This is a genomic window from Ferrimonas sp. YFM, assembly GCF_030296015.1.
In the GTDB taxonomy this organism is placed as follows: domain Bacteria; phylum Pseudomonadota; class Gammaproteobacteria; order Enterobacterales; family Shewanellaceae; genus Ferrimonas.
This window is the reverse complement of record NZ_AP027368.1, coordinates 4,472,753-4,487,671: the sequence shown is the minus strand read 5'-3', so window position 1 is coordinate 4,487,671 and position 14,919 is coordinate 4,472,753. Positions and strand designations below refer to the sequence as shown.

General features: G+C 58.3%; 15 protein-coding genes. 6 read left to right on the top strand and 9 right to left on the bottom strand.

The features are described 5' to 3' along the window. Positions 1-144: 144 nt before the first annotated feature. The 5 genes from QUE41_RS20740 to QUE41_RS20720 all read right to left on the bottom strand — a co-directional run bounded on the left by QUE41_RS20740 (position 145) and on the right by QUE41_RS20720 (position 4,424). Entirely contained in the window at positions 145-1,227 is a 1,083-nt protein-coding gene (locus tag QUE41_RS20740) for a putative porin (protein WP_286340850.1), read from the bottom strand. Positions 1,228-1,258: 31 nt separating this feature from the next. Beyond that, positions 1,259-1,729, bottom strand: coding sequence for a DUF3299 domain-containing protein (locus QUE41_RS20735; RefSeq protein WP_286340849.1), 471 nt, complete (start codon positions 1,727-1,729; stop codon positions 1,259-1,261). A 71-nt stretch (positions 1,730-1,800) separates the two neighbouring features. Continuing rightward, complete coding sequence (locus QUE41_RS20730; protein WP_286340848.1) at positions 1,801-2,538, bottom strand: cupin domain-containing protein; 738 nt, start codon at positions 2,536-2,538, stop codon at positions 1,801-1,803. A 24-nt stretch (positions 2,539-2,562) separates the two neighbouring features. Continuing rightward, complete coding sequence (locus QUE41_RS20725; RefSeq protein ID WP_286340847.1) at positions 2,563-2,913, bottom strand: cytochrome c3 family protein; 351 nt, start codon at positions 2,911-2,913, stop codon at positions 2,563-2,565. 5 nt (positions 2,914-2,918) lie between these two features. Further along, on the bottom strand, positions 2,919-4,424 hold the full coding sequence (locus QUE41_RS20720) for a flavocytochrome c (RefSeq protein ID WP_286340846.1): 1,506 nt from the start codon (positions 4,422-4,424) through the stop codon (positions 2,919-2,921). 229 nt (positions 4,425-4,653) lie between these two features. Between QUE41_RS20720 and QUE41_RS20715 the strand changes: the two genes are divergently transcribed. Both QUE41_RS20715 and QUE41_RS20710 read left to right on the top strand, forming a co-directional pair. Beyond that, a complete protein-coding gene (locus QUE41_RS20715; RefSeq protein ID WP_286340845.1) occupies positions 4,654-5,424 on the top strand; it encodes a TetR/AcrR family transcriptional regulator in 771 nt (256 codons plus the stop codon). 207 nt (positions 5,425-5,631) lie between these two features. Beyond that, entirely contained in the window at positions 5,632-6,486 is an 855-nt protein-coding gene (locus QUE41_RS20710) for an isopenicillin N synthase family dioxygenase (RefSeq protein ID WP_286340844.1), read from the top strand. Positions 6,487-6,544: 58 nt separating this feature from the next. Here QUE41_RS20710 and QUE41_RS20705 read toward each other — a convergent pair whose 3' ends face one another. Further along, the gene (locus QUE41_RS20705; RefSeq protein WP_286340843.1) at positions 6,545-7,432 is read right to left on the bottom strand and encodes an oxidoreductase; all 888 of its coding nucleotides are present in this window, start codon (positions 7,430-7,432) and stop codon (positions 6,545-6,547) included. 11 nt (positions 7,433-7,443) lie between these two features. Then, on the bottom strand, positions 7,444-8,472 hold the full coding sequence (locus QUE41_RS20700; protein WP_286340842.1) for an MBL fold metallo-hydrolase: 1,029 nt from the start codon (positions 8,470-8,472) through the stop codon (positions 7,444-7,446). A gap of 150 nt (positions 8,473-8,622) precedes the next feature. On the opposite strand from QUE41_RS20700, the gene QUE41_RS20695 reads away from it, so the two are divergent. Both QUE41_RS20695 and QUE41_RS20690 read left to right on the top strand, forming a co-directional pair. Further along, complete coding sequence (locus QUE41_RS20695; RefSeq protein ID WP_286340841.1) at positions 8,623-9,234, top strand: TetR/AcrR family transcriptional regulator; 612 nt, start codon at positions 8,623-8,625, stop codon at positions 9,232-9,234. A gap of 272 nt (positions 9,235-9,506) precedes the next feature. After that, entirely contained in the window at positions 9,507-10,640 is a 1,134-nt protein-coding gene (locus tag QUE41_RS20690; RefSeq protein ID WP_286340840.1) for a glycerate kinase, read from the top strand. A 46-nt stretch (positions 10,641-10,686) separates the two neighbouring features. On the opposite strand, the gene QUE41_RS20685 is transcribed toward QUE41_RS20690, so the two are convergent. After that, positions 10,687-11,376, bottom strand: a complete 690-nt coding sequence (locus tag QUE41_RS20685; RefSeq protein ID WP_286340839.1) for a pseudouridine synthase — start codon at positions 11,374-11,376, stop codon at positions 10,687-10,689. Between the two features lie 121 nt (positions 11,377-11,497). Here QUE41_RS20685 and QUE41_RS20680 point away from each other — a divergent pair, with 121 nt between their 5' ends. After that, the gene (locus tag QUE41_RS20680) at positions 11,498-12,400 is read left to right on the top strand and encodes an AraC family transcriptional regulator (RefSeq protein ID WP_286340838.1); all 903 of its coding nucleotides are present in this window, start codon (positions 11,498-11,500) and stop codon (positions 12,398-12,400) included. Here the strand turns inward: QUE41_RS20680 and QUE41_RS20675 are convergent, their stop codons facing one another. After that, positions 12,401-13,378: a LysR family transcriptional regulator gene (locus QUE41_RS20675; protein WP_286340837.1), complete on the bottom strand. Its 978-nt coding sequence runs from the start codon at positions 13,376-13,378 to the stop codon at positions 12,401-12,403. It lies immediately after the preceding gene. A gap of 471 nt (positions 13,379-13,849) precedes the next feature. Here QUE41_RS20675 and QUE41_RS20670 point away from each other — a divergent pair, with 471 nt between their 5' ends. Beyond that, positions 13,850-14,812: a LysR family transcriptional regulator gene (locus tag QUE41_RS20670; protein ID WP_286340836.1), complete on the top strand. Its 963-nt coding sequence runs from the start codon at positions 13,850-13,852 to the stop codon at positions 14,810-14,812. The last annotated feature ends 107 nt before the right edge of the window (positions 14,813-14,919 follow it).

The following is a 14,919-nucleotide window of genomic DNA, read 5'->3' as shown; positions in this document are numbered from 1 at the left end:
CATCAACCCAATGGGTTGTACATCCTGTAAGGCTGCGGGCTCAGGGGTGAGCACCCTATGTTGATAACAGATTATTGCAGAAGTGTGAACAGGTATGACCACAAAAGAGCGGGCGACCAAGAGAGGAGTCACCCGCTGCGGGGGTTAGAAGTAGTAACCGACGTTGATGTTGATGCGGCTGTCGGTGGGGGAGTCCGGGTTGGGTAGGCCAACGCCAGGGCCGCCGGCAAAGGTCATGTTGTCGCCGACAATGTAGTCGAAGTAGGCCCAGATGGGACCTCGGTTCACCGACACGCCAAAGACGTTCTGCATGGAGTCGTCCTGATCCTTGCCGTCCGGTGAGACCAGGCCGTAGTCGTTGTAGAGGGTGAAGCCTCCCCAGCTGGTGTCAAAGTGACGGGCCAGGTTGAGGTTGTAACCGGTCGCTTCGGCGGCGATGTCGTAGCGGGCGCCCACCACGCCGACGGTCACGGTATCCGCCTTGTCGGCACTGTCGATGTTGTAGTCGGTGACCTGGGCCTGCAGGTTCCAGTGACCCAGCTGCAGATCGGCGTGCACCGCGTAGGCCTGGCGATCGCCGTTGTCGGACAGCTCGGCGTGATACAGCTGGCCTGCCTCAACGGAGGCACCCAGCTTCAGGTGGCCCTGGTCCAGAGGCAGGGTGTACACCAGGCGGGCGTTAATCTGATTGCTCTCTTCGTTGTCGCCGATGATGTCGGCGGCGTAGCGGTCGGCGGTGCCCGGGCCGTACTCGGCGCTGGCGAAGTAGGCCAGATCCAGGTGCCACTGATCACGGTCGTACACCATCTTCACCCCGGCATCGTAGTCGTCTTCGAAGCCGAGGTAGTAGTTGGTGCTGAACCAGTAGGAGTTGGAGACAAAGCCCTGTTTGCCGAACGGCACCTTGACGATGCCCACCTGAACCTGGGTGGTGTCACCTAAGTTCATGTAGCCGTAGGCGCGCTTGACGTAGTTGAGGCCGTTGGCGATGCGATAATCGGCGCTCAGGCCCACGCCGTCGATCATTCCGTCATAGGTGAGGGAGAGGGCGTCGAAGGCGAAATCACCGCCCTTGTCCTTGGAGGCGTCGCTGTAGTCCTTCCAGCCGTAGTTGGCTCTCAGGAAGCCGCCGAAACTCATGCCGTCATCGGCGGGCGCGGCGTGCACCAGCGGGGTGAGGGTAAACTGGGTCAATGCCAGCAGGCTGACCAATTTCATCTTATTCATTTTATTCAATTCCTGACGTGGAAATTCCAGGCTAGGGCACCGGATAGGGCTCCACCGCGGAGACCCACAGGGTGTAGGCGGTGCTGAACAGGCCCGACAGGTGCTTATCCACCTGCAGCTCACCGATGAGGTAGACAGGTTTGCCCTGTTCCGCCTCCAGGGTGACGTCCGGCTTGAGCTTCACCTGGATCAGCTGATTGGCCGGTGGCGGCGGCTTGTGCAGACAGATCTCCGGCTGAGGGCTGAGAACGGTGATGGTGGGTGCCGAGGAGGCCAGGGCGTCCACGTGATCGTGACCGGGCAGGGCGGCGGCCACACTGTTCTCGATAATAAAGCCGGGGATCACGACCTGTTTGCCGTCCAGGGCCGGATTGATGCGATCAAACACCGATTGGGCGTCGGTGTTGCTGCCAGCCAGCTCGGGCCATAGCAGGGACTGGGGTTGTGCCTGAGTTGGCAGGGCGAGCAGGGCGGCCAGCAGTAGCAGTGGAGTCAGTTTCATGGTGCTTACCTGGAAAAGATGGCCGGCTTGCGCCGGCCATAAACCTGGAGATAACTAAACAAGGCGTTTATTTATTGAGGACGAACCGCATCGAAGCCGTAGCCACCACGGCCTTCACGGACGGCGTGAGACTGGGTGTAGGGGATGAAGTCGAACATCAGGGTTTCACCTGGGCCAACATCCTGAGGCCACTGGTACTTGAAGGTGGAGAACTTGCCATCCTGAGGGAACCAGTACATGTAGATCAGATCCTGATCGTCATAGGTGTTGGGGGTGTAGTGCATCGCCTTGGAGGGGATCTCGATGTAATCACCAGGCTGGAAGTGCTGCATGCGACCCTGGGACCAGGTCAGGCCCTCGCCGCTCAGACCGTAGTAGCACTCCATTTCGCGGTGGTAGTGGGGGATGGCGGTACCGGGAGCCACGCGCACCAGACCGATCACGGTAGGCTCGTCGTTCAGCTCTTTCCAGCACATGCCCACTTCGGTGGCGGAAGCACCGCCTTTGGGGCAGGGGATCAGCTTGTCTGGGTTGTCGATGGTCCAGGTCAGCCAGCCAGAGTCGTTGGCACCCTTACCGCCGTGGTCGTTGGACTTAACGGTGTAGATGTCCTTCTTACCCGACTTCAGCTCTTCCAGATAGGCCAGGGCCTGCTTCTGCTTACACACCTGAGGCATCAGCTTGGTGGGTGCGTAAGGGGTGTAAGGCAGAGGCTTCTCATTGTGCCAGGGTTGATCCGCTGGCTTGTCGGCGGCGCATACGGCACCGCTAACCATCAGAGCAGCAAGAGTGAGAGTGAGTTTTTTCATCATCGTTTCCTCGGAAGGTTGTTGTTATTTGAACTTCGGATAGTCGAAGTTGTGGCATTCCTGGCACAGCGCTTTCTTGGCGGTGTGCTCGCCATGACACTCCTGACAAGGGGCTTCCTTGCCGTAGTGCATGCTGTCGTGAGGGTTTTGACGGGCTACCTCACCGTGGCGTTCGGTCTGTTTGGCCACCTCATCCATGCTGTGGCACTGCAAACAGGCCTCATCGGATGGGAAGCGCTTCATGCCCTGGTCGTGGCAGGTCTTACAACCGGCGTCGTAGACGTCCATGTGGTAGTCGCGCTTGTTCTGGGCGGCGGCGCCAAAGCTCAGGGTCAGGGCCAGGGTGGCGGCAAACAGAGTTACAGTGGATTTCATGGCGATTAGGCCTCCATGATTGAGCGGGCAGCGGTCACGCCGAACGCCATACATTCAGGGGTAGAGCAGCCACCGAGTCGGCTCACTCCGTGGATACCACCGGTGACCTCACCAGCGGCGTACAGGCCCGGGATCGGCTTGCCGGTCTTGGCGGCCAGTACTTCGGCCTTGGTGTTGATCTGGATGCCACCCTGGCAGTAGTGCACCTTGGGCCACAGGCGCTGAACGATGAAGGGAGCGGTCAGCTTGATGCCGCGACCGGCGTCCATGCGTTTACCAAACTGGGTGTCTTCGCCGTTTTCTACGAAGCCGTTCCAGTCGGCAATCTGCTGCTTCAGTGGTGCCAGGGGTACATTGAAGTGCTTGGCAATGGCTTCCACAGAGTCAAATTCCCAGGCGACGTTGTACTTGAGGACGTTGTGCATGGAGGGGTCTTTCTTGGCCTCGTGCTTGGGGGCGATCAGCAGGGCAGGGTTGGGGTTGCCATCCTGGTCGCGACGCTGCAGTTCCAGGTCGGCACGGGTCTTACGGTCGGCGATTTCGTTCATGAAACGCTGGCCGGTGTTGCGGTCAATGGCGATGGAGTGAGGGAAGTTGTACAGGGAGAAGCCTGCACCGTATCCGAAGCCACCCTCGTCTGGAGAGGCCCAGGGGCCGGACTGGATGTGGGCCAGGTGCACTGGGGTCGCGCCCGCAGCCAGCATCTCGATCAGGCCGTCGCCGGTGGCGCCTTTGGCGTTGGTGCAGCCCACTTCGGAGGTCAGGGTCGGATCCTGCGCCATGCGGAAGTTGATGTTGTAGCCAAAGCCACCGGTAGCAATGATCACACCTCGGTTGGCCTTAACGCTGATCACCTCACCGCTGTCTTCGTGACCGAAGTGGTAACCCTTACGCACCTTGATGCCGATAACGCGACCTTTGGCATCACGGATCAGGTGCTCGAACTTGTGGCGGATGTGCGTCTTCACGCCCATCTTGCGAGCGGTGTCCAGCATGGGACGGATGAAACCGGAACCGGAGCGCTCCACAACCTGGTGGCTGCGAGTGGCGCTGGTGCCGCCGGTGGTGATGATGTGGTCACGGTAGACGCAGCCGCAATCCTTGGTCATCTGGTAGATGTAGGGACCCAGCTCGGCGCTGTGGCGCAGCAGGGTTTCGCTGGCGATGCCACGGCCAGACTTCAGCTGGTCTTTTACCATCAGCTCGGCGCTGTCCTTGATGCCCAGTTTTTTCTGCAGCTCGGTGCCGGCGAAGCAGGCTTGGCCGGCGTTTAGGGTGCTGTTGCCGCCGTAGACCCCCATTTTTTCGAAGACCACCACATCTTTGGCACCCTTGCGCATCGCCTCAACGGCGGCGGCCAGGCCGGCAAAGCCGGAACCGATGATGATGACTTCGTGCTCGGAGTCCCATTGGGTGGGCTCATCGCCACACTTGGCGGATGCCACCATGGGCATCATGGCGCCGGCGGCCATGCCGGCGCCGAGTTTCATAAACGAACGTCTGTTATGCATAGTGTTTATCTCGCGCAGTGAATGTGAAATTACTGTAGCGCCGGAGTGAGCAGGGAAAATAAGCGCGAGATCACAGTGATAATTCAGTGAAAAAAGTTTTCGTGAGGGCGTCTCAGAAAAAGTTTCTGGTGGGTTTTTTGAAATAAAAATTGTGGGCTGGGTAGCGAAAATCAGTCATCCCTTATGACACAGTAATGCCGCCAAAAAATAATTTAGTGCCGAGGTGACCATGCACTGCCCCAAAACCAATCTGGATATCATGCGCTGTAATGAGTTGCTGAATGTGGCGGAGAGCCTGGTGGATGAAAATGGTGTGGTCTCCTTCCGCTTTGCTCAGATGGCCAAAGAAGCCTCCTGTTCCAACCACACCCTGTACAAGTTCTTCCAATCCAAGGAGGACGTGCTGGTGTGCCTGTTCCTGCGCAACTGCACCTCCAACTACATGCCGCTGTTTCTCGACCAACATCCTGAACTGACTGAGCTCGAGCGGGCGGCGGTGCCGGCGGTGTTCTCCTTGATCTCGGTGTCTCGCAGCCAGACCTTCAATATTCTGCGGGTGGTGTCCATCAACTCCATGTTCTGGCAGATGGCCAGTGACGAAAAGATCGCTCTGCTGAAGGAGCGTTGTAACCTGTTCTGGAGCCGGGTGCATCTGCACATAGAGCAGGCTCAGCAAAGCGGTGCCCTGCAGGCTACAGAGGCTCAGGTGATGGAATTAACTCAGGCGATCTATTTCTTTATGGCGGGCAGTCTTTCCTCTTATGAAAGTCAACTCATGGAAAGCAAATATTTAACCGACAAGAACCCAACTTATTATCGACATTTGGCGGAGATGATGAATCGATATAAGTGGAATGAGGTGGCAACTGAAACCAAGTTTGAGAATCTAGCCAATAAAATTGAGCTATTTTTTGACAAACATTACAAGCCGAATAAAAACTGTGAGCGTTGCCTGAAGTTTCATGGCTATAACGATGTGCGCCAGCTCCCTAAGCTCTGATCCCTCCTGTTTGGCCTGTGTTTTTATTGCAGGCCACAAATATCCCTATTAACCAAAGGGTTACCTCTCTCTCCGTGTGTCGCTCACCTTTTCTGAAACATTTTGCGCTGGATCACGCTTTTGCCCGAGGCTACAATGGCGCCGCGCCAAAGCGCATCAACGGAAGATGATAAAAACGCACCTGCCAAGCAGGGCAAAGGGGTCAATATGGATACACAGGTAACGCGCCTGGAAGCCGTGGACTTTCACAGCGAGGACGCCGCCGAGCGTTTTGTGAAGTCTTTGCGGGATACCGGGTTTGGAGTGCTGAAGAACCATCCGCTGTCACAGCAGAGGGTTCAAGGCATCTACGACAACTGGCTGACCTTTTTTGGTACCGAGGAGAAGCACAAGTTTGCTTTCAATCCGGAAGCCCAGGATGGCTTTTTCGCTGCGGAGGTAGCGGAGAGCGCCAAGGGGTCAGATAAGCGGGACATCAAGGAGTACTACCACTACTACCCTTGGGGTCAATGTCCCACCCAGTTGAAGGAGGAACTGCAGGAGTACTACGACACCACGCTGGCGTTTGCCACCACCCTATTGGAGTGGATTGAGCGGCATACACCTGCCGACGTGGCCGAGCACTACCGCGAACCCCTGCCCAATATGATCAAGGGCAGTGAGCAGTCCCTTCTGCGAGTGTTGCACTATCCGCCCATGACCGGCGAGGAGGAGCCCGGCGCCATTCGTGCCGCCGCCCACGAGGACATCAACCTGATCACCATCTTGCCCGCGGCCAATGAGCCCGGGCTTCAGGTGCAGGGAAAAGATGGCCAGTGGCTGGATGTGCCCTGTGACTTCGGTAACCTGATCATCAACATAGGTGACATGTTGCAGGAAGCGTCCAAGGGGTACTTCCCCTCCACCACCCACAGGGTGATCAACCCTGAAGGGATGGACTTCAACCGGTCTCGGGTGTCATTGCCGCTCTTCATTCACCCCAGGTCTGAGGTGGTGTTGTCGGAGCGTCATACGGCTCACAGCTACCTGATGGAACGATTGCGTGAACTTGGCGTCATCTAGCCAAAATTCATGATGATGGTTTAAGCCGCTGACTCAGGTCAGCGGCTTTTTTATTGGGTTATTCAGGGTAATGGACGCCGGTCAACTGCTCAGAGAGGGACCACAGTCGCTGGCTGATCTCTCTGTCCAGAATCTCAGCCTTGAGACTGTGTCGCTTTGGGGCCCCCCAGAGCCCGAAGGCCGGTCCCCAGAAATCACCGCCACGGGCTTCAGGCGCGGTGGCCGCCACCAGCTGTGGCCGCACGCCCTTGCTCACCGGGGTGGCCAGGCAGCGACTCAGACGGCCGCCAATGCCGATGGATTGCTGGCGCTCGGTGGCGGTCAGCCCAGGGTGGGCCGCCAGGGAGAGGGCTGTGCTGCCCAGCGCCTCAAACCGTCGCTGTAACTCGTCCATGAACAGCAGGTTGGCCAGCTTGCTGTCGCCATAGGATTTGACCCTGTGATAGGGGCGGGTGTGCCAGTCCAGGTCGTCAAAATCGATCACCCCCCATTTGTAGCCGCCGCTGCTGACGGTGACCACTCGCGCCTGGGGTGCGGCCAGCAACTGAGGCATCAGCCTGCCGGTCAGGGCGAAGTGACCCAGATGGTTGGTGGCCATGTGCATCTCGCGGCCGGTGTGGGTGTGACGCAGACTTTCCAGGTTGACCACACCGGCGTTGTTGAGCAGCAGGTCCAGCCTTGGGTGCCGGGCCGCAAAGGCTTGACTGAAGCGGTCGATGGTCTCGGCGCAGGTCAGATCCAGGGGCAGCACTTCCACCTGGGCCCGGGGCAGATGATGCAGGATTCGAGTCCTGGCACGCTCGCCCTTATCGTTGTCCCGGCAGGCGATCACCACCAGGGCGCCGGCCCGGGCCAGTTGCAGACTGGACTCAAATCCCAGGCCGATGTTGCCGCCGGTCACAACGGCAATTTTGCCCTGCAGATCAGGCAGCGAAGTGGTCGTCATGGTGCTCTGTCCTACTCGGTTGCCTGGGCCAGTACGGCCTGGGTCTGGGGCGAGGGCCACCAGGTTTGGCTGGTGAAGCTCTGTTTCAGGGCTACGGCCTCGCCGAAGACTGGGGTCACCAGGTTGACCTGGTGCTGGCGGGCCAGCTGATGAATCCGTTCCAGGGGCTCGTACCATTCGTGCAGCGCCAGGTCGAAGGTACCGTTGTGGATCGGCAGCATCGCCTTGCCGCGCAGATCAAGGTGGGCCTGCAGGCTCTCCTCCGGCAACATGTGCACCTCGCTCCAGAGATCGTTGTAGGCACCTGTCTCCATCAGGGTCAGGTCGAAGGGACCCAGGCGGTCACCGATCTCCTTGAATCCACTGAAATAGCCGGAGTCTCCGCTGAAGTAGATCCGCGCTTCCACGCCGGCCAATACCCAACTGGCCCACAGGGTGCGGTCCCGGTCCAGCAGCCCTCGGCCGGAGAAGTGCTGGGTAGGGGTTGCGGTCAGGCTCAGACCATCCAGATTGACCTCCTGCCACCACTCCAGCTCGATGATCTTGTCGTCGCTGATCCCCCAGTCACGCAAGTGATTACCGACGCGCAGAGGAGTGACAAACCATTCCACCTTGCTGTCCAGGGCCTGGATGGAGGCCTTATCCAGATGGTCATAGTGATCGTGGCTGATCACCACCGCTTTGATCCTGGGCAGGTCTTCCAGCGCCAGTGGGCTGGGGTGAAACCGCTTGGGGCCGGCCCACTGAACCGGCGAGGCCCGTTCACTGAACACCGGATCGGTCAGCAGCCAGTGGCCGTCCAGTTGCATCAATACGGTGGAGTGACCCAGGCGATAGACCCGAGGACCGCTCTGCTGCAACTCCTCAAGAGGAATGGGACGCAGGGGGATTGGTTGCTTGGGGGTGGCGGCTTCGCGCTTGTCTCGGAAATAGGCCTTGGTGATCTCCCAGATCTGGCCCGCGCTGTTGCGAATGTCGACGTCGGTGTTGGTGAACTTCGGCTGACGCTCGGCGTCACGGCTCAGGGCACAACTGGTCATCACTAGAGCTCCTATCAACAGGGTGATCACTGTCTTCATTGGGTCACCAAAATAAGTAAACTATGCGGTGTAGTTTACTTTCTGCTCTTTAAAAGTAAACCGACAAGTGTAAAATTCTGTGTGTCATCCAGCCAAAGGCGGGAATAGGTCATGAGTGAAGTAAAGAGAACCCGAAGCGAAATCAAGAGAGAGGCGATCATCGATGCCGCCCGCCAAGCCTTTACCGAGCATGGGGTTCAGAGCACCAGTATGGACAGGGTGGCCGCCCTGGCTCAGGTCTCCAAGCGTACCGTTTACAACCACTTTCCCAGTAAGGAGGCGCTGGTGATGCATCTGCTCAGGGAGGTATGGCAGCAGGCCCTGACCCAGGGAAGTGTCATCTATCGGGCGGACCAGCCTCTGGCCCCTCAGTTGCGGGCGTTGCTGGAGGAGGAGCTGGCGATGCTCAGCGATCCCATCAACCTGGACATGATGCGGGTGGCCTTCAGTCACTTCCTGTTTCACCCGGAGCAGATGCAGGCGGAGATGGCGAAGTTTGCCGAGGTGGAGACCGGATTGCAGCGTTGGTTGACGGCGGCCGAGGCCGATGGCCGGTTAAAGCCGCTGGATGTGCGATTTGCCATGGAGCAGCTGCATGGCTTGATCAAGGGGTGTGGATTCTGGCCCCAGGTGATGAAGTCGATGCCACCGCTGGAGCCGTCGCAGCGGCAACATCTGGCGGAGCAGTCCGCCGCCATGTTCCTCAGTCACTATCAGGTGTGAGCACCCACTTCAGTTTCACTTCCAGGTAATCCTGTCCGCGGGGTGGGAGGGCGTCACCCGCAACCCCTGGAGTCGGTGAGTCATCACTTACTGGCTGGCCCCGGCCGATGATCCTGTCGATTCACAGGGCTTTTTTTCGTTGCGGCTATAGCGTCCTTCAATTCGTTGATGCATGAAGTTGATGCCGGGCCTCACTCTGGTGAAGCGGTACTGGCCGGGAGCCCATGCTCCGGTCTATGCTGACCTCTTTGCCACTGCCAGAGTAGATTGCCATGAAGATAGTGATTGCCCCCGACTCCTTTAAAGAGAGCCTTTCTGCCATGGAGGTGGCCAATGCCATTGAGGCGGGCTGGCACCAGGTGGATGCTGAGGCCGAGGTGGTGAAGCTGCCCATGGCCGATGGCGGCGAGGGCACGGTGCAGGCCCTGCTGGATGCCACCAAGGGTGACAGGGTCTCTCTCGAAGTCACCGCGCCTCTGGGAAACCGGGTGCAGGCGGACTTTGGCCTGCTGGGGGATGGCACCACCGCGGTGGTGGAGATGGCTCAGGCATCCGGGTTGCACCTGGTGCCGCGGGAAGCGCGCAACCCCTTGCTGACCACCACCCTGGGTACGGGTGAGCTGATTCTCGCCGCCCTGGATCGTGGGGTGAAGAAGATCATCATTGGCATCGGGGGCAGCGCCACCAATGATGGCGGTGCCGGTATGATGCAGGCCCTGGGGGCCAAATTGCTGGATGCGAGCGGCGAGGCCCTGCCGGTCGGAGGCGGTGCCCTGGAGAGACTGGCCAGCCTGGACCTTTCCGGGCTGGACCCTCGTCTGAGCCAGGTGTCTCTGGAGGTGGCCTGTGATGTGGACAACCCCCTGTGTGGTCCCAAGGGGGCGTCTGCGGTGTTTGGCCCGCAAAAGGGAGCCACCGAGGCGATGGTGGCGCAGCTGGATGCCAACCTGGGTCACTATGCCCAGGTGATTGCTCAGCAGCATGGGGTAGCCGTGGCCGATATCCCGGGTGCTGGGGCCGCCGGCGGTCTGGGTGCGGCCCTGGCGGGGCTGCTCAAGGCTCGGCTGAAGCCAGGCATTGAGATCGTGATGGACGCCGTGGGGCTGGCGCAGGCGCTGCAAGGGGCCGACCTGGTGATCACTGGAGAGGGTTGCATCGACGGTCAGTCGGTCCACGGCAAGACCCCAGTTGGGGTGGCGCGGCTGGCCAAGCGCGCCGGCGTGCCTGTGGTCGCCCTGGCAGGCTCACTGGGACCGGGAGCGGAGTTGGTCCATCAAGAGGGCATTGGCGCCCTGTTCAGTGTGGTGCCGGGCGTGACCAATCTGGACCATGCCCTGGCCAGGGGAGCGGAGAACCTGACCCTGACTGCCCGTAACTTGGCGGCGGTGTGGCAGATGGCCAGATAAAACAGAGGCGCCCACTGGGCGCCTTTTTTTGTCCTTGCGACTGCCGTTACCGGAACTGGGCGATCTCCTCCGGAGTGAGGGCTCGCCACTCACCCGGGGCCATTTCGGAGTCCAGAGTGAGACTGCCAATGGCGTGACGGTGCAGGCCCACCACCTTGTTGCCCACGGCGGCACACATCCGCTTCACCTGGTGGTACTTCCCCTCCCCTATGGTCAACCACAGGTTGTGGCTGTCGATCTGTTCAGCCTGTCCGGCCACTGGTTCAGATTCGCCATGGAGCAGCACCCCATTGTTCAGGGCTTCGAGCTGTTGTGGCTCTATGGGATCCGCCAGGGTGACCCGGTAGCGTTTGGGGCAGCGGCTGTTGGGAGAGGTGATACGGTGTGACCACTTGCCGTCTGTGGTCAGCAGCAGCAAGCCTGTGGTGTCTGCGTCCAGCCGGCCAACGATCTTCAGCTCCTCCCGGCGGGGCTGGTCGATGTAGATCAGTACCGAGGGGTAGCCGTCGTCCACATGGGAGCTGACGCAGTTGTCCGGTTTGTACAGCATCAGATAGCGCTCGCCCATGGGAGTCACCGGTTCACCATCGATGCAGATGACGTGGTGATCCGCCACCTTAAAACCCGGGTCTTTGATCACTTCACCATCGCAGGTGACCTCTCCGCGGTGCAGCAGCTTCTTGGCCAGGGAGCGGGTCAGCTCGGTGGCGCTGCAGAGGTATTTGTCCAGTCTCATTGGGGGCCTTGGTAAAACAACGTGCCCCATTATCCCCCGTTGTAGAGGATCAACGCCAGAGCCTTGCACCATAGGTCCGCTTTGGGCAGGCTAATAGCCTGAGTATTTGGACCTTTTCTCCATGAGTGTTGATTACCCAAACCGGCTGAAGCCAGTGATCCGCCACCTGGAAAATAACCTGGCAGAACCGATGAACCTGACCGAGGTGGCGGCCATGGCGCACCTCTCTCCCTATCATTTTCACCGCATCTTCAAGGCGGTCACCGGAGAAACCCTGGATGATTTCCGCCGCCGCCTGCGCCTGGAGAGCGTTGCTTGTGCCCTGTTCTACCACAAGGGAACGGTGACCCAGCTGGCGTTGGAACACGGCTTTTCCAGCTCACAGAGCCTCTCCAAGGCGTTTCGCCGCCACTTCGGACTGACCCCCAGTGAGGTCAACCGCTGTACCTGCCTGGAGCAACTGTCCGAGCTTCTGCAAAACAGCAAGATTGGACACCGGCTGCGCAAGAAAGGACACGCCACCAGTGGTGAGGAGGCCTACCATGCAGGCTCAACCCCACAATGGAGCTGCAATATGGAGATGAAACACTTCGAACCCGCCTCTCTGGCGGCGATCCGCGTCACCGGGCCTTATGGCGACAACTATGAGGAGCCCTGCGGGCGTTTGTTCCAATGGGCAGGCATGCAGGGCCTGACCGAGGCGCCCTGCCTGTTTATCTATCACGATAACCCTGAGATTACCCCGGCTGAGCATTGTCGGACCGACATCTGTCTGATGGTGCCCGAGGGGCTGACCCTGCCCCAGTGGCTGGAACGAAAGCCCTTTCCCGGAGGGCGCTACGCCACATTGAGGCGGGAGATCACCGACAAGGCCCAGTATCCCCGGGCCTGGGAAGAGCTGATTGGCCAGGTGGTGCAAGCCGGTATTCAGGTGGACGAGCGCCCCTGCTTCGAGTGGTACCACAGTGTGGATCCCACCACCCACAAGGCTGATGTCAGCTTCTGCAGTGCAGTCGTGGTGTAACTACAGGGGCTTAGGCCCCTTCTCCAGCGCTTCGTACCACTGGCTCCTCAGGGAGTTCAGCAGCTGTTGCTTGACCCAGTCATGGCAGACGGACTGATTGATGCTGGAGTAGACCAGGTAGTTGCCCACGGTACGCCCCACATCGATCTGGCCGATCAGCATCTCGGTGACCTCATCAGGAAGTTTGCAGGTGCGCATCCGCTTGACCAGTTTCAGGTAATCGCGGGTGAAGGCGTTGCAGCTCATGGCGATGGCACTGCTGTCCAGCAGGTGACGGGTCAGGGCTGCCAGGTTGTCGGTGAATCCAGCCACTTTGACCGACAGTCCCTGCTTTGCGGCCACCTGGGCCAGCAGGGGACAGGGGATGTCGTCATAGTTGTCCAGCTCGAAATAGGGGAAGCGGCACAGGTTCTCCAGGGTGATGGTGTCGTGGAATACCGGGTGTCCCTCCCGGGCCACCAGGTACATCTCTTCGGTGGGGGAGATCAGGTCCGCCACCAGCTTGTTGCCGCCAAAGTTCTCATAGACTACGGCAAAGTCGATGTCGCCATTCTCGATGGCCCGGCTGCAGTCAGATGACAAGGTGCGCACCTCGAAGCTGAGCTGGGGCGCCTGGGGCAGGATCACCTCGTGTACCGCCCTGTTGGTGGCGTAGGTGAACTCATTGTAGGCGTAGATGGTGAAGTGTTCTTTGGCGGTGCGGGGATCGAACCTGGTGTGAGATTGCCTCAGCTCACCATAGCTCTGTATCAGGCGCTGTACCGTTGGCAGAATCTCCATCGCCTTATCCGTTGGGATAAAGCCCTGGCTTCGGCGGATAAAGAGTACGTCTTCAAACACCTCCCTCAGGTTGCCCATGTGGCGGCTGACGGTGGAGCTGCTCATGCCCAGCTCATTGGCGGCCAGACCCGCGTTGAGGTGGCGGGCTACAGACTCAAAGACGATCAGGGAACGGTAGTCGAGGCGTTCTATATCCACGGAGGCTCTCCCAGGGTTGTTTTTCCTGATTGTGGGGGGCCTGAGGCAGGGGCACTATGCCCAAGATCACAAGGTGAAAAGCTGTGATGCGAAAACTGTTAACCTGAGCCGAATTTGCATATACGTAAAAATGAATTTTTACTAATACAAGAATGTCTCACTGGTGGATATGTTGCCAGTATGTATAGCTTTTGAGTATTTGCTTTATATCTTTCCCGCCTGAATTAACCAAAACTAAAGCTTTCATTTAGTCTCTATCAATACTTCGAGCACAAAATAGCACCGATTTCGAGTGAGCTTCATCACATCTGGATTGCCGAACTAAAAATTAGGAAATATCGAATTTTGAAAGTTAGGTGAGAACTCAAGTTCTTCAAATTTGGCCCCCCGGTAATGTGATCTGTGTAATAGTCAACCAGCACCGAAAGGGGGACCATCAGCGCACACCCACTTTTCGCGAAACTGAGTGTTATGAAACTGGATCAACTGAACTACAACCAACTTAAGGTCCTGCTGGCGGTGTATAAGCACGGTCAGGGTCACCAGGCTGCCAATGAGTTGGGCATGACGGCGTCGGCGGTGAGCCGGACGCTAAAGGGCTTAAGGGACATCTTCAAGGACTCCCTGTTTGTCCGTCGTTCCTGTGGTCTGATCCCCACAGAGAAGACAAATCAGCTGATCCCCCTGGCAAAGAAGCTGGTGGACCAGTACCAGCAGATTGAGCAGCACTACTCGGTGTTCACTCCTGAGGAGTCCGGCGGTCAGTTCACCATCCTGGCCTACGACGAGTTTGTCTATGCGGTGCAGAAGGTGGTCAATGACCATATTCTTCCCGAGGCGCCCAATCTGAAGTTTGAGATTCGTACCCTGAGCCACGACTGTACCGTGGAAGTGGCCAACGGCGACATCGATTTTATGGTGGTGTATGAGGGCTTTGAGGGTAAAAACCTGAATTGGGATATGTTTGCGGAAACCGGCGACCTTTATATTCTCGCCAACCACAGACACCCTATTTTGGCCAAGGAGCCCAACCTGGCAGATATTGCCCGTTATCCCCTGCTTGAGCTGGATAACTATAACGATCTGACCTGCCCCCTCCTGGTGAATTTGTGCCGGGAAGTGGGACATGAGATGGAAGTGGCCGGATACACCGACAGTGTGGCCACCGCCATGAGAATGCTGGCGGATTCCAACAGTATTACATTAAGTTGCAACCAGTTTACCCGGCAGTTTGTGGATATGGTGCCCCACGTTGATTACGTGAAACTTCCGGATGAATTGGCAAGAAGAGTACGGGAACGGCGCAGAACCGAGAGAGATATTGGCAACTATATCCTCTATGGCGACATTAATAACTCCGCGTCGTTTAACTGGGTGAAATCCAAGTTAATTTACGGACTCGAAAAAGAGTGGCGAAAGGCCTCTGAGCGATAATATTAATCCGAATCAATAGTTTGCTTTACCCTGGCGACCCGTTAAAACGAGGTCGTCCGGGGAGCGTATGCCCAAAATTCTGGCTTAATCTAAATTTTAATGGTTCT

Bases quoted from the DNA above. Each gene is read 5' to 3' on its own strand.
- QUE41_RS20715 (WP_286340845.1), top strand. From the start codon at position 4,654: ATGCACTGCCCCAAAACCAATCTGGATATCATGCGCTGTAATGAGTTG.
- QUE41_RS20735 (WP_286340849.1), bottom strand. From the start codon at position 1,729: ATGAAACTGACTCCACTGCTACTGCTGGCCGCCCTGCTCGCCCTGCCA.
- QUE41_RS20670 (WP_286340836.1), top strand. From the start codon at position 13,850: ATGAAACTGGATCAACTGAACTACAACCAACTTAAGGTCCTGCTGGCG.
- QUE41_RS20690 (WP_286340840.1), top strand. From the start codon at position 9,507: ATGAAGATAGTGATTGCCCCCGACTCCTTTAAAGAGAGCCTTTCTGCC.
- QUE41_RS20740 (WP_286340850.1), bottom strand. From the start codon at position 1,227: ATGAATAAGATGAAATTGGTCAGCCTGCTGGCATTGACCCAGTTTACC.
- QUE41_RS20730 (WP_286340848.1), bottom strand. From the start codon at position 2,538: ATGAAAAAACTCACTCTCACTCTTGCTGCTCTGATGGTTAGCGGTGCC.
- QUE41_RS20680 (WP_286340838.1), top strand. From the start codon at position 11,498: ATGAGTGTTGATTACCCAAACCGGCTGAAGCCAGTGATCCGCCACCTG.
- QUE41_RS20695 (WP_286340841.1), top strand. From the start codon at position 8,623: ATGAGTGAAGTAAAGAGAACCCGAAGCGAAATCAAGAGAGAGGCGATC.
- QUE41_RS20720 (WP_286340846.1), bottom strand. From the start codon at position 4,424: ATGCATAACAGACGTTCGTTTATGAAACTCGGCGCCGGCATGGCCGCC.
- QUE41_RS20700 (WP_286340842.1), bottom strand. From the start codon at position 8,472: ATGACCAGTTGTGCCCTGAGCCGTGACGCCGAGCGTCAGCCGAAGTTC.
- QUE41_RS20685 (WP_286340839.1), bottom strand. From the start codon at position 11,376: ATGAGACTGGACAAATACCTCTGCAGCGCCACCGAGCTGACCCGCTCC.
- QUE41_RS20725 (WP_286340847.1), bottom strand. From the start codon at position 2,913: ATGAAATCCACTGTAACTCTGTTTGCCGCCACCCTGGCCCTGACCCTG.
- QUE41_RS20705 (WP_286340843.1), bottom strand. From the start codon at position 7,432: ATGACGACCACTTCGCTGCCTGATCTGCAGGGCAAAATTGCCGTTGTG.
- QUE41_RS20710 (WP_286340844.1), top strand. From the start codon at position 5,632: ATGGATACACAGGTAACGCGCCTGGAAGCCGTGGACTTTCACAGCGAG.